The following is a 13,591-nucleotide window of genomic DNA, read 5'->3' as shown; positions in this document are numbered from 1 at the left end:
CGGCGGTAGCGGTCGTCAGAAGCGCGCTTGCCACTGCAGCAGCAGCGCGTGGTTCTGCGCATCGCTACCCAGCTCGCCGCTGTAGCCCAGGCCCAGGCTCTGCTCGGCGCTCAGGCCGAGATCGACACCGGCCTCGACCAGCAGACTGTTGCGATCCAGTGCCGCGCCCTCGACGCTGAAGGCGTCGCCGCCGGTGAGGAAGGACTGCCGCGCGCTGCTTTCCAGCTCGCCGAAGGTGTGGCGCCAGCCCAGGCTGGCGCGCGGGGTCAGGCTCATGCCGTTGTCCAGGCTGCCGAGGTGGGCGACGCGCACACCGAGGGTGCTGCTGACGTTGTCCTGATCCTGCTCCTCGACGTGCAGGGCGGCGGCGCCACCTTTCTCGTCGTAGCTCTCGTGGCTATAGCGCTGGTAGCCGATGGCGGCGAAGGGTTCGGCGAGCAGGCGGCCCTGGGCCAGCTGATAGCCCAACTCGGCGAAGGCCTGCTGGCTGTTGGCGTCGTAGTCGGCGCGCAGGTGATCGCTGAAGCCGCTGAAGTCGATGTCACGCTCGCCGCTGTTGTCGTGCCAGCTGTAGGAGGCGCCCAGGCGCAGGGCCAGCGGCCCGCTCTGGTGCTGGGCATAGAGGCCCAGGTGCAGGCTGTCGATGTCGTTGTTGGCGTTGTCGGCATCCACGTCGGTGCGGCCGTAGCCGCCGAGCACGCCCAGGCGCCAGGCGCTGCCCAGGGCCCAGTCGGCGCCGAGCACGGCACCGGCGCTGTCCTGGCGGATGTCGCCGCTATCGGCGTCCAGCTTGCCGTGGCTGCCGAGGCCCTGCAGCCACAGGCGGCCGGCGGCGTTCGGGTCGTTCAGCCCACGGGCGTCGCGCGGCACGCCGCTGGCGGCCAGCTGCGGGCCGTCTTCGCGCAGCAGCGATGCCTGCAGGTTGCCGCTGCCGCCCATCTGCTGCATGGCCGAGAGCATGCTGCTGCCGATCTGCGCACCGCCGGCCAGGGTGGCGCTGGCCATGCTGGCGTTGCTGCTGGCGGCCAGTTGCTCCAGGCCGCGGCGGGCCTGTTCGGCATCGCTGCCAAGGAGGATCTGGTAGAGCTCGCCGCTGCCGCTGGCCTGGATCACGTTGGCCACGTTGCGACCGTTGCCGCTGCTGGCCAGGTCGGCGTAGGCCAGGTCGTTGCGGCGCAGTTCCAGTTCGACGCTGTCACTGCCGTAGCTCAGCTCGGGGGTGAGGAAGGCCAGGTTGCTGCTGACCATGGCGAACTGGCCGCTGATGCCGCCGTCGGCCTGCAGCACGCTGTACTGGCTCAGGCGCGGGTAGTCGCCCGAACCTGCGACGATCTGCAGGGTGGCGCCGGCGATGCTGGCGCTGCCGCTGACCGAAGTGGGGTTGTGGCTGCCGTCGGCGGCCACGTCGAGGATCAGGCGCGAGCCACTGGCCAGGCTCAGGTCGCCGCCGACCTGGCCACCGCCGAAACCGGCGCCGCTGGCGACCTGCACGTCGCCGGCGATGCGGCCGAGGTTGCGCAGGCTGCCGCCGAGCACTTCGGCACCATTGCTGAAGTCGTCGCTGTCCAGGCTCCAGCTGCCCTGCAGCACCTGCAGCAGTTCGAAGCCGCTGCTGTTGCCGAAGCTGCCGCCGGCGGCATCGTCGAGCAGCACGCGGTCAGTGCCGGCGCCGCCCGTGACGCTGCCGACGAAGCGGCTGCCGGCCTGCAGGATCAGGCGGTCGTCGCCATCGCCGAGGTCCAGCGCCAGGCCGTTCTGGCCCTCGATCAGGCCGGCGTTGAGTACCTGGTCGTCGCCCGCGCCCATCTGCACGGCGGCGCCGGCCGTGGTGCTGGAGAGCTGGTCGACGAGGGTGGAGTCAGCGCCGCCGCGGATCACCCCGCCGCTGCGGTTGATCAGCACGTCGGCATAGTCGCCGACCAGGCCGATGGCGGTCTCGTCGGCGCCGATGATGCTGCCGGCGTTGTCGATGCGCGCCGCGCCGCCGTGGGCGGTGTCGGTGCCACGGCCAGTGGCCGAGGCAGTGCCGCTGGCGCCGTCGTCGATCAGGATGCCCTTGGACTGGCCGAAGATCTCTCCATTGGCGCCGTTGATGATGGTGCCGCCGCCGGCGGCGATGCCGTCGGCGCCGTTGGGGTTGCCGCCGGAATCCAGACCGCCGGCGCCGAGGCCCTCGATGCGGCCGTGGTTCTCGATGTAGGCCATGCCGTCGATATCGACGCCGTCGCCATCGCCGTTGCTGGTGGTGACGCCGAGGCCCTCGTGGTCATAGACGTTGCCGGCGCCGGCATAGCGGCCGCTGATCAGGCCGTAGTTGAACACCACGCCATGGCCGTCGAGGCCGATGCCGGAGCCGTTGTTGCCGATGATGGTGCCGTCTGCGTAGTTGATCACCACCGGGTTGGCGATGCTCACGCCGGTGGTGGTGACGCCGTCGACCACCTTGGAGAAGGTCACGCCGTTGCCGTCGGCGGAGGTGATGATCAGGCGCTCCAGGCCGAACATGTCGGCATCGGCGTCGGCTGCCAGCGGGTCGCCGCCGTCGATGCCGTGGCGCGGGCCCTCGATGCTGCCGTGGTTGAGGATGGCCACGTTGCCACGGGCGTTCTCGATGGCCACGCCGTCGGCGGCGGAATAGTCGTTGGCGCACTGGCCGCTGATGTAGTCCGGGCAGCTGGTGTTGACCGTGCCGGTGGAGACGATGCGCCCGTAGTTGGTCAGGGTGAAGTTGCTGCCCAGGCGCAGGGCATCGTTGCCGGTGGAGCTGATGGTGGCGTCGCGGTTGTCCGCCGCGCCGTTGATGATCTGGTTGCCGGTGCTGGTGTAGTCGGCGTCGGCCTTGATCGCCCGCTCGCCGCCGACGCTCACGCCGCTCTGCGAGATGGTGCCCTGGTTGTCGATGATGTACTGGCCGGCCGGACGGTTGAGGCGGATGGCGACGTTGCCGACCGCGTCGATCAGCGCGCCTTCCTCGTTGCGGATGGTCAGCACCGGGGTGCCGGTGTTGGCGTCGATGGTGCGGCCGCTGCCGGTCTGCTTGATGGTGCCGGCGTTGGTCAGGGTCGAGGTGCCCGTGCCGACGTTCACCGCCACGGTGCTGCCGGAGGTGCTCAGCGTGCCACCCTGCTGGACGATGCCGGCGCCGGTCAGGCTCTGGCTGGTGGTGATCGTGCTGCCGGTGCCGACGGTGAAACCGGCGGCGCTGACCTGGCCGGCGATGACGGCCTGCAGGGCCAGGACCAGGGGGAGGGGACGCAAGAGCGGGTTCATGCTGGGCACCAGTCGTTGGAATAATAAGGCCAGCGACTATGCCCATTGCTTATTACGGAATTTTGAAGGGGCGCATTGCCCCCTCAGTCAGCGCATTCCCCGCACAGATCGAGGATGAACAGCCGTTCCACCTCGGCCGGCTCAAGACCGGCGCCGAGCAGGCCGAACAGCTTGCCCAGCGCGGCCTCGCGGGTCATGCCGCCGCCGCTGACCAGGCCGGCCTCGGCCAGGGCGCTACCTGCGGCGTATACCTCGAAGTCGACGTGCCCCAGCGGGCACTGGCTGATGGCGGCCAGCACCACGCCGCGTTCGCGGGCTTCGCGCAGCACAGCGAGGAACGCGGGATCGTCCGACGGCCCGGTACCGCTGCCGTAGCACTCCAGCAACACGCCCTGCGCACCGCTCTCCAGCGTCGCGCTCAGCTGCGCGGTGCTCAGGCCGGGGAACAGCGGCTGCACGGCCAGCGCCACGGGTTGGCGCGGCTGACGGTAGTGCAGGGCATCTGGCAGGGCCTCGGCATGGGCGCCGTGGCGGGCGCGGGCCATGTTGGCGAAGGCGTCGAAGGCCTCGCTCTTCAGCTTGCTGGTGCGCGCACCGTGCAGCACCTGGCCGTCGAAGAACAGGTGCACGCCGGGCAGGCAACCGTGGTGCAGCGCGGCCAGGGCGCCGAACAGGTTGGGCCAGGCATCGCTGCCGGCAGCACCGGCCGGCAGCATGGAGCCGGTCAGCAGCACCGGCACCGGGATGCCCAGCAGCAGGAAGCTCAGCGCCGCGGCGCTGTAGGCCAGGGTGTCGGTGCCATGCAGCAGCAGCACGGCGTCGAAGCCGTCCGCGTCGACGGCCTGGACGATGGCGTCGCGCATCGCCAGCCAGTTGGCCTGGCGCATGTTGGCGCTGTCGATCGGCGGGCTCAGCTCGCGGAACTGCCAGGCCGGGGCCGGGCGTTCCGGGTGCAGCGCCTGTTCGCTCTTCAGGCGGTCCTCGAAGCCGGAGGCCGGGGCCAGGCCGGCCTCGCTCATCTGCATGCCGATGGTGCCGCCGGTGTAGAGCACCAGCAGGTTCTGCGAAGGATTCATGCGCGTATCCGATCAAGAAACGTGGGCGATTGCGCCCGAGTGTAAGGCGGCGGGCAAATCTGGGACCAAGAAAAAGGGGGCTGCGTGCCCCCTTTTTATTTCAGCGGATGACTCAGCGCTGGTGCAGGCTGTGGGCCATGACCACGTGCTCGCCGGGTGCGGCGGGCTGCGGGTTGGCCGGCCAGGCGGCAGGGTCGAGGTCCAGGTCGCCGAAGTCCTTCGGATCGAATACCGGGGTGGCGATGCCGGCCTTGCGCTGGGCGTCGTAGTCACGCATCAGGCGCAGGCCGACCTTGATCAGCATGGCCAGGGCGGCCAGGTTGACGAAGGCCAGGCAGGTCATGGTGATGTCGGCGAAGGCGAACACGGTGCCCAGGTTCTGCATCGAGCCCCAGAAGATCAGCGCCAGTACCAGGCCGCGATAGATCATCAGCGGGCCGCGGCCACGGCCGACGATGAACTGCAGGGCGTTCTCGCCGAGGTAGTAGTTGTAGAGGATGCAGGTGAACACGAACAGGCTCAGCGCCACGCTGACGAAGATCCGGCCCCAGTCACCGACCACGGCGGCCAGCGAGTTCTGGGTGAGGATGATGCCGTCGCCCTCGAAGCCCGGGGTGTAGAAGCCGGACAGCAGGATCAGCAGCGCGGTGCAGGTGCAGATGACGAAGGTGTCGAGGAACACGCTGAACGCCTGGACCACGCCCTGGGCGACCGGGTGCTTCACGGCGGCCACGGCGGCCACGTTCGGCGCGCTGCCCAGGCCGGCTTCGTTGGCGAACACGCCGCGCTTCACGCCCATCACGATGGCGCTACCGAGCAGGCCGGCGAAGGCCGGTTCGAGGCCGAAGGCGCTCTTCACGATGGTCACCAGCATATCCGGCACCAGTTCGATCTGGCTGACGATCACGTACAGGGTCACGGCGATGTAGGCCAGGGTCTTGACCGGTACCAGCAGGTCGGAGACGGCGGCGATGCGCTTGATCCCGCCGAGGAACACCAGGCCCAGCAGCACGGCCAGGGCCAGACCGGTGTACTGCACCGGGAAGCCGAAGGCGTTCTCCAGCGAGTGGGTCACGGTGAAGGACTGCAGGCCGTTGAAGGCGAAGCCGTAGGTGACCAGCAGCAGGACGGCGAAGGTCATGGCCATCCAGCGCAGCTTCAGGCCGTGCTGGATATAGTAGGCCGGGCCGCCACGGTACAGGCCGTCGCCGTCGGCGCGCTTGTAGGCCTGGGCCAGGGTGCACTCGAAGAAGCTGCTGGACATGCCGACCAGGGCGGTCACCCACATCCAGAACACCGCGCCCGGGCCGCCGAGGGTCACGGCGACGCCGACACCGGCAATGTTACCCGCGCCGACGCGGCCGGCGAGGCTCAGCATCAGGGCCTGGAAGGAGCTCAGTTGGCCGGCGCTGCCGCGGATCGAGTCCTTGAACACGCTGAACATGTGGCCGAAATGACGGAACTGGACGAAACGCGAGCGGATGGTGAAGTAGCTGCCCAGACCGACGATCAGCACGATCAGCAGTTTTCCGGACAGGAAATCGTTGAGCATTTCCAGCATGGCGAGGACCTCGATTCTTATTGTTCGAGTGGAAGAAGCGGCACAGCGAAAGCCGTGGGGGCGCATGGTCGGCCTGTGGCGGGGTGCGGACAATTTCGCGGGTCGCGGCGAGTTGGCGCGAGTTGATGCTAGAATTGCGTCGCTAGCATCATCAGGACGGACCTCATGTCGGAAGCCCTCGGCGACAACCTCAAGCTGCTTTGCAGCCACTACCGCTCGATCGCCGAGGTTTGCCGGAAGCTCGCGATCAATCGCGCCCAGTTCAACAAGTACCTCAGCGGCCAGAGCCGGCCGACGGCGTACAACCTCAAGCGCATCTGCGACTTCTTCGGCGTCGAGGACTACGAGTTGCTGCTGCCGCCGGAACAGTTCGCCCGCCTGCTCGGTGCACGCACACCGGGGCTGGGCGCCGGCAAGCGCGTGGACCCGCTGATCGAGCTGCTCAAGCCCCTGCGCGAGCAGAGCGGCGACCTGCGCCGCTACTGCGGCTACTACTTCGAATACTCCAACTGCATGTCGGTACCCGGCTACGTGCTGCTGTCGCTGGTGCACCTGTGGGAGGAAGAGGACGGCGCCTTCCTGTTCGAGCGCCAGGAACGCCAGGAGCGCTCGGCCAGCGCCGACGTACAGGCCGAGGACTGGGTGCGCTGCCGCTACCTGGGCGCCGCCTTCCAGCTGCAGGACCGCCTGTTCCTGATGGACTACGAGTCGCTGACCCTCAACGAGATGAGCCAGACCATCCTCATCCCCAGTTACAAGAGCCGCATCACCCGCCTCAACGGCCTGAAGACCGGCGTCTCCAGCGGCGACCGGCGCAACCCGGCCTGCACCCGCGTGGTGTGGGAATACCTGGGCACGGAGATCAACCGCATCAGCGCCTATCGCCAGGTGCGCCTGTACCGCCCGGACGACGCGCGCATCGACGACGACGTGCGCCAGCGCCTGGATGTGGGGCCGCTGAAGAACGGCCTGTTCGAGATCGAGTAGGGCGGCGAATCAAAGCGCAGCGGCACGGTCGAATCCACGGCCTGCCCATCAAGGAGTGATAGCGCGTGTTGCACCTTCCCCTAAGCGGTTCGTCGGCGGCGCTGCTGCGCCGTCTCGTGATGCTGTCGTGGTGCCTGCTGGCCGCCGGTTGCAGCAGCCTGGCCGGCAAGGGCTATCTGTTCACCCGCGACGGCCAGCCGTTGCAGCTGAGCGAGGAGGTGACCCTGACCCAGGGCCACAAGCGCCTGGAGTTCAACCCGCAGCCCTGGCTGGCGAGCCGCCTGCGCCTGCACGATGCGCAGTCCGAGCTCAGCCTCTGGACAACGCGCGGCGATTACGCCGGCAACTCATTGTTCATCGACAGCCAGGACAGCGGCCTGGACTACGACATCCAGGCGCGCTGGCGCGAGCAGCAGGCGGAGACTATCGAGCGCGAGGAGTCCGAGTCCTGCAGCGCACCCGGTTACTGCAGCAAACCGGTGCGCCGCCTGGATTGCGGGCGCCGGACCTATCGCGAGGGCACGGAGCGTTACGAGGATCTCGAGGACGACGAGCGCTGCGAGGAGGAGACCGCGGTCGAGCGCGATCACTTCGACGATTGCCCCGGCCACCGCACGGCGCGCAAGCGCTACCGGGTCTACAAGCTGCTGGTCAGCCTGGAGTTCCGCGAGCCCTTCAGCGACAGCCCGCCGGTGGCCGAATTCTCTGGTGAGAGTCATTACCGCCAGCACGCGGGCGAGACGCTCGCCGAGGGGCGCTGCGAGGTTTACTGAACCTCAGCCGCGCAGCTCTTCCAGGCGGCGCTTCTGCCGGCCCTCGGCATCGAAGTTGTCCGCCGCCAGCCAGCGTTCGAAGGCCGTGCGGCAGGCTGGCCACTCGCCGTCGATGATGGCGAACCAGGCGGTGTCGCGGTTCTCGCCCTTGACGATCATGTGCTGGCGGAACAGGCCCTCGTAGCTGAAGCCGAAGCGTTCGGCGGAGCGCATGGAGCGGGCGTTGCGCGCGTTGCACTTCCATTCGAAGCGGCGGTAGCCGAGGTCATCGAAGGCATGCCGGGCCAGCAGGAACACCGCCTCGGTGGCGCCCGGCGTGCGCTGCATGGCGGCGCCGAAGGCGATGTGACCGATCTCGATGCAGCCATCCTTGGGCGCGATGCGCAGGTAGCTGAGCAGGCCCAGGGCGCGGCCCTGAGTATCGATCACCGCGTAGAACTGCGGGTCGCGGCTGTCGGCATTGGCGGCCAGCCAGGCGTCGAAGGCTGTGCGCTCGGTGAAGGGGCCGTAGGGCAGGTAGTCCCACAGCACCGGGTCGGGGCCCTGCAGGGCGGCCCACAGGTCGTCGCCGTGATGGGTGTTGCTCAGCGGCTCCAGGCGGATGAAGCGGCCCTGCAGCACCTGGTGCGGCGGGAAGGGGCGTGCTTGCCAGTGGCGCAGGTCGGTGGTCATAGGATCTTCCTGTACTGGATGAAGCCGGAACGGTCGGCGATGCGGTCGTAGAGCATGCGCCCCTGGTAGTTGGCTTCCTGGGTCAGCCAGTGCACCCGTGAGGCACCGGCGGCGGCCGCCTCGGCATACACATGCTCGATCAGCGCACGGCCGATGCCGCCGCCGCGAATGTGTTCCGCCACATACAGGTCCTGCAGGTAGCAGTAGTCGCCGGTGGTCCAGCAGCTGCGGTGATAGATGTAGTGCACCAGGCCGACGGCCGCGCCGTCGCGCCAGGCCAGCGCGGAGTGCATCGGCTCGGCGGGGTCGAGGAAGCGTTGCCAGGTCAGGGCGCTGGTCTCTTCGCCGATCTGCGCGTTGTAGAAACGCTGGTAGCCCTGCCAGAGCGGCAGCCAGGCGGCGTGGTCGGCGGCGGTGATGGGGCGGATGTCGAGCATGCTGGCCTCCCTGGTCAGTCGATGGTGGTCATGCGCGCCGCCAGTTCGCGGTCGCGTGGGCTGGGCGAGGCATCGAGGCCGTCGCGTACGCCCTGCTGGTCGGCGGCGGAGCGGTTCTGCCCGAGCTTCCACTTGCCGTCCAGGCGACGGATCGGCAGGGCGAAGCCGACGATGGCGCGCAACATGGCGTCCAGATACTCGCGCGGCGCATCGCTGACCGCCCAGGGCTGGACGCGGCCGCTCTCGTGGCGGTCGCTGAGGCGGCTGACGATCTGCAGCAGGCGCTCGGGGTCCTCGATCAGTTCCACCGGGCCGCGGGCGTGCACGGCGATGTAGTTCCAGGTCGGCACCACCTTGCCGTGCTCGGCCTTGGCCGCGTACCAGCTGGGGCTGATGTAGGCGTCCGGGCCGGAGAACACCGCCAGCGCCTCGGCGCCGTCCTGCAGCTCGCGCCAGTGCGGGTTGGCCTTGGCGAAGTGGCCGTAGAGGGTGCCGAATTCGCCCTCGCCGGGCTCCAGCAGCAGCGGCAGATGGCTGGCCTGCACGCCTTCGCTGCCGGCACTGGTGAGCAGGGCGAAGGGGCAGGCCTGGATCAGCTCGTGCAGCTCGGCGAGGTCGTTCTGGCGGAAGGAAGCGGGTGTGTACATGGGCAACTCCTGGCGGAATGGCTCCATGCTAGGCAGGATATTGGTCTGTTGTAAGGGCCACTTCGTGCCAGTTTCGTGGAGCCATTCAAGCCAGGAGAGCCGCCATGAGCCACACGCCACCGTTGCCTGTCGATCTCTCCGGGATTCGCCTCGACCCCGCCCAGGGCCTCTCCCGCCAGCTGTACCAGGCGCTGCGCGAGCGCATCCTCGACGGCCGCCTGGGCGGGCGCACGCGCCTACCAGCCAGCCGCGACCTGGCGGCGCTGCTGGGCATCTCGCGCAATACCGTGACCCGCGCCTTCGACCAGCTCTACGCCGAGGGCTATGTAGAGGGGCGGGTGGGCGCCGGCACCTATGTGGCGGACCTGGCCGGCGAACGCCCGCAGCCGTTGCCGGTGCCTGCCACGGTGGCGCCCAGTGCCGCGCTGCAACGCCTGCAACAGCACCATCTGCCGCCGCCGGTGACCGGTGCGCCCCGGGCCTTTCGCATCGGCGTGCCGGCCTTCGACCTGTTCCCCTTCGATATCTGGGCGCGGCTGCAGGCCAGGTTCTGGCGCAAGCCCTCACCCGCGCGCCTGGGCTATGGCGACCCGGCCGGTGACGCCACCCTGCGCGAACTGGTGGCCGCCTACCTGCGCAGCAGCCGTGGCCTGAACTGCGATGCGAGCCAGGTGGTAATCACTTGCGGCGCGCAACAGGCCATCAGCCTGTGTGCCCAGCTGCTGGTGCAGCCCGGCGACCGGGTGGCGATCGAGAACCCCGGCTACCGCGCCGCCTGCCATGCCCTGGCGGTGGCCGGTGGCGAGCTGTGCGGCGTGCCGGTGGATGGCGATGGCCTGGACACCGCGGCCTTGGCTGCCCTCGAGGATTGCCGGCTGGCCTACGTCACTCCCTCGCACCAGTACCCGAGCGGAGTGACCCTGTCGCTGGCGCGGCGCCTGGAGCTGCTGGAGTGGGCCGAACGCCAGGACGGCTGGATCATCGAGGATGACTACGATGGCGAGTACCGCTACAGCGGCACGCCCCTGGCACCGCTGGCGGCGCTGGATCGGCAGGGGCGGGTGCTGTACGTCGGCACCTTCTGCAAGATCGCTTTCCCGGCCCTGCGCCTCGGTTACCTGGTGTTGCCCCCGGCGCTGGCCGGCTCTTTCGCTCGCCGCCGCGCGCTGGATATGCGCCACTCGGAGATCGGCACCCAGGCGGTGATGGCCGAGTTCATCGCTGCCGGCCACTTCCAGCGCCATGTGCGGCGCATGCGCCAGGCCGCGCGTGCGCGCCGCGATGCCTTGCTGGCGCACTGGCCGCAGGCGATTCCCGGCTGCGCGCCGCTACCGACGGTGGAGGCCGGCCTGCACCTGTGCGTGCGGGTGGACAGCCTCTCCCGTGAACGCGAGCTGGTGCAGGCCGCGCGCGCCGCGGGGGTGGAGATGAACGGGCTCAGCGAGTACTGGCTGGAATCTGTCGCCACGCCGGCGGACGAGCGCGCCGGGCTGGTGCTGGGCTTCGCCGCGGTGCCGGAGGCGCAGATCGTCGAGGCGATCCAGGCCCTGCGACGGGCCTGGAATCTGCAATAAAAAAGGGATGGCCGAAGCCATCCCAGAGTGGTGAGGCTGGTGAGTGCCTCGTCTATGAAAGCGGTATGAATCAGGCGGTCGCGGCCAGCGGCACCAGGCGCGGGGCGATCATGTTCTCGGGGCGCAGGATGTCGGCCAGGGTGGCCTCGTCCAGCAGCTTCTCCTCGCGTACCAGCTCCAGCACGCCGCGGCCGGTGTCCAGCGCGGTCTTGGCGATGCGCGTGGCGTTTTCGTAGCCGATGTAGGGGTTGAGCGCGGTGACCAGGCCGATGGAGTTCTCCATCAGCTCGCGGCAGCGCTGTTCGTTGGCGCTGATGCCGTCGATGCAGAGCTCGCGCAGCATGTCCATGGCGCGGGTCAGCAGGCGGATCGAGTCGAAGATCTTGTAGGCGATCAGCGGCTCCATCACGTTCAGCTGCAGCTGGCCACCCTCGGCGGCGAGGGTCAGCGCCAGGTCGTTGCCGATCACTTCGAAGGCCACTTGGTTGACCGCTTCCGGGATCACCGGGTTGACCTTGCCCGGCATGATCGAGCTGCCCGGCTGGCGTGCCGGCAGGTTGATCTCGTTGATACCGGTGCGTGGGCCGCTGGAGAGCAGGCGCAGGTCGTTGCAGATCTTCGACAGCTTGACCGCGGTGCGCTTGAGCATGCCGGAGAACAGCACGAAGGCGCCCATGTCCGAGGTGGCTTCGATCAGGTCGGCCGCCGGTACTACCGGGTGGCCGCTGACGATGGCCAGGCGCTCGACGGCGAGCTTCTGGTAGTTCGGATCGGCGTTGATGCCGGTGCCGATGGCGGTGCCGCCCAGGTTCACTTCGTGCAGCAGGGTCGGCGCCAGGCGCTTGAGGTGCTGCAGGTCTTCGCCGAGGGTGGTGGCGAAGGCGCGGAATTCCTGGCCCAGGGTCATGGGTACGGCGTCCTGCAGCTGGGTGCGACCCATCTTCAGCACGTGGCCGAACTCCAGGCCCTTGGATGACAGCGACTGGATCAGCTTGTCGAGGGCGTTGAGCAGGCTGTCGTGGCCGAGCAGCAGGCCGATGCGGATGGCGGTCGGGTAGGCGTCGTTGGTCGACTGCGCCATGTTCACATCGTTGTTCGGGTGCAGGTACTGGTACTCGCCCTTCTCATGACCCATGGCTTCCAGGGCGATGTTGGCGATCACCTCGTTGGCATTCATGTTGGTCGAGGTACCGGCGCCGCCCTGGATCATGTCGACCACGAACTGCTCGTGGAACTCGCCCTGGATGATGCGTGCACAGGCGGTGCTGATCGCGGTGTGCTTGGCGGCGGACAGGTGGCCCAGCTCGCGGTTGGCGTCGGCGGCGGCCTGTTTGACCATGGCCAGGGCGACGACCAGTTTCGGGTAGTGCGACAGCGTCACGCCGGAGAGTCGAAAATTCTGCACGGCTCGCAGGGTCTGGATGCCGTAATAGGCCTCAGCGGGGACTTCCAGTTTGCCGAGCAGGTCTTTTTCGATGCGCGATGATGCAACAGGGGACATGATGAGAGTGTTCTCGGGGAATACGGCGATGGCCGCGATGGGTGTGTATAGTGGGGCCTGAGGCCGTTTGTCGGCCAATGCTGTTGGAGGCTGACCTATGCCGAATCGGCATAATGATGGTGTGACTTGCCCGCTTTATCGGTTGTGCGGAATATTTTACGAAAGGCGCCGCCCATGAATCTGGAAACCAAATGGCTGGAAGACTTCGTCGCCCTGGCTGCCACCCGCAGCTTTTCCCAGGCGGCGGTGAAGCGTTTCGTCACCCAGCCGGCCTTCAGCCGACGCATCCGTAGCCTGGAGGAAGCGCTGGGCCTGACCCTGGTCAACCGCACCCGCACGCCGGTGGAACTGACCGAGTCCGGCCAGCTGTTTCTGGTCACTGCGCGCAACGTGGTCGAGCAGCTGGGCGAGGCGGTGCGCCATCTGCACCATCTGGAAGGCCAGCAGGGCGAGGTGCTGCAGATTGCCGCCGCGCACTCGCTGACCCTCGGCTTCTTCCCCGAGTGGGTGGCGCGCCTGCGCCGCGACGGCCTGCCGCTGTCGACCCGCCTGGTGGCGGCTAACGTCGGCGAGGCCGTGCACCTGCTGCGCGAGGGCAGCTGCGACCTGATGCTGGCGTTCTATGACCCGGATGCGGTGATGCAGCTGCCGGCCGATATGTTCCCGTCGATGCACCTGGGTAACACGGCCATGCTGCCGGTGTGCGCGGTGGGTGAGGACGGCGCGCCGCTGTACGACCTCGACGGCGGGCAGAGCGTGCCACTGCTGGCCTACAGCAGCGGCGCCTTCCTCGGCCGCTCGGTCAACCAGTTGCTGCGCCAGCGCGCGCTGCGCTCGACCACGGTGTACGAGACGGCCATGGCCGACAGCCTCAAGACCATGGCCATGCAGGGCCTCGGCGTGGCCTGGGTGCCACGTCTGTCGGTGACCGCCGAGCTGGCCCGTGGCGAGCTGGCGATCTGTGGCGCCGAGTCCTGGCAGATCCCATTGGAGATCCGTTTGTACCGCTGGGTGCTGTCGCGCAAGGCGGCGGTGCGCCTGCTCTGGCGCAAGCTGGAGGCAGGCGTCGGCCGCGATCAGGAGTGATCAGCAG

General features: G+C 68.4%; 11 protein-coding genes. 4 read left to right on the top strand and 7 right to left on the bottom strand.

Going from position 1 to position 13,591, the window contains the following annotated elements:
- Window positions 1-15: 15 nt before the first annotated feature.
- The 3 genes from PTT45_RS06735 to PTT45_RS06725 form a co-directional block, all read right to left on the bottom strand.
- Window positions 16-3,258 carry an autotransporter family protein gene (locus PTT45_RS06735; RefSeq protein ID WP_273812240.1) on the bottom strand — a complete coding sequence of 1,081 codons (3,243 nt, stop codon included), beginning with the start codon at window positions 3,256-3,258 and terminating at the stop codon, window positions 16-18.
- Window positions 3,259-3,353: 95 nt separating this feature from the next.
- Window positions 3,354-4,346: an asparaginase gene (locus tag PTT45_RS06730; protein ID WP_273812239.1), complete on the bottom strand. Its 993-nt coding sequence runs from the start codon at window positions 4,344-4,346 to the stop codon at window positions 3,354-3,356.
- A gap of 112 nt (window positions 4,347-4,458) precedes the next feature.
- Window positions 4,459-5,907, bottom strand: a complete 1,449-nt coding sequence (locus PTT45_RS06725) for an alanine/glycine:cation symporter family protein (protein ID WP_273812238.1) — start codon at window positions 5,905-5,907, stop codon at window positions 4,459-4,461.
- Window positions 5,908-6,072: 165 nt separating this feature from the next.
- Between PTT45_RS06725 and PTT45_RS06720 the strand changes: the two genes are divergently transcribed.
- Complete coding sequence (locus tag PTT45_RS06720; protein ID WP_273812237.1) at window positions 6,073-6,894, top strand: helix-turn-helix domain-containing protein; 822 nt, start codon at window positions 6,073-6,075, stop codon at window positions 6,892-6,894.
- A gap of 65 nt (window positions 6,895-6,959) precedes the next feature.
- Window positions 6,960-7,667: a hypothetical protein gene (locus PTT45_RS06715; RefSeq protein WP_273812236.1), complete on the top strand. Its 708-nt coding sequence runs from the start codon at window positions 6,960-6,962 to the stop codon at window positions 7,665-7,667.
- Window positions 7,668-7,670: 3 nt separating this feature from the next.
- On the opposite strand, the gene PTT45_RS06710 is transcribed toward PTT45_RS06715, so the two are convergent.
- The 3 genes from PTT45_RS06710 to PTT45_RS06700 are packed head-to-tail and all read right to left on the bottom strand — an operon-like array spanning window position 7,671 to window position 9,423.
- A complete protein-coding gene (locus PTT45_RS06710) occupies window positions 7,671-8,339 on the bottom strand; it encodes a GNAT family N-acetyltransferase (protein ID WP_273812234.1) in 669 nt (222 codons plus the stop codon).
- Window positions 8,336-8,776, bottom strand: a complete 441-nt coding sequence (locus PTT45_RS06705; protein ID WP_273812233.1) for a GNAT family N-acetyltransferase — start codon at window positions 8,774-8,776, stop codon at window positions 8,336-8,338. The genes PTT45_RS06710 and PTT45_RS06705 overlap by 4 nt, the downstream gene beginning before the upstream one ends.
- Before the next feature lie 14 nt (window positions 8,777-8,790).
- Complete coding sequence (locus PTT45_RS06700; protein WP_273812232.1) at window positions 8,791-9,423, bottom strand: FMN-binding negative transcriptional regulator; 633 nt, start codon at window positions 9,421-9,423, stop codon at window positions 8,791-8,793.
- Between the two features lie 104 nt (window positions 9,424-9,527).
- Between PTT45_RS06700 and pdxR the strand changes: the two genes are divergently transcribed.
- Window positions 9,528-10,997: a MocR-like pyridoxine biosynthesis transcription factor PdxR gene (gene pdxR / locus PTT45_RS06695; RefSeq protein ID WP_273812230.1), complete on the top strand. Its 1,470-nt coding sequence runs from the start codon at window positions 9,528-9,530 to the stop codon at window positions 10,995-10,997.
- A gap of 70 nt (window positions 10,998-11,067) precedes the next feature.
- Here the strand turns inward: pdxR and aspA are convergent, their stop codons facing one another.
- Entirely contained in the window at window positions 11,068-12,498 is a 1,431-nt protein-coding gene (gene aspA / locus PTT45_RS06690) for an aspartate ammonia-lyase (protein ID WP_043309678.1), read from the bottom strand.
- A 174-nt stretch (window positions 12,499-12,672) separates the two neighbouring features.
- On the opposite strand from aspA, the gene PTT45_RS06685 reads away from it, so the two are divergent.
- Window positions 12,673-13,584, top strand: a complete 912-nt coding sequence (locus tag PTT45_RS06685; protein ID WP_273812228.1) for a LysR substrate-binding domain-containing protein — start codon at window positions 12,673-12,675, stop codon at window positions 13,582-13,584.
- The last annotated feature ends 7 nt before the right edge of the window (window positions 13,585-13,591 follow it).

Origin of the sequence: Pseudomonas sp. Gutcm_11s, from assembly GCF_028649395.1 — a bacterium.
In the GTDB taxonomy this organism is placed as follows: Bacteria; Pseudomonadota; Gammaproteobacteria; order Pseudomonadales; family Pseudomonadaceae; genus Aquipseudomonas.
Note: the sequence above shows the minus strand (reverse complement) of the source record. Positions and strands in the feature narration are given on the sequence as shown.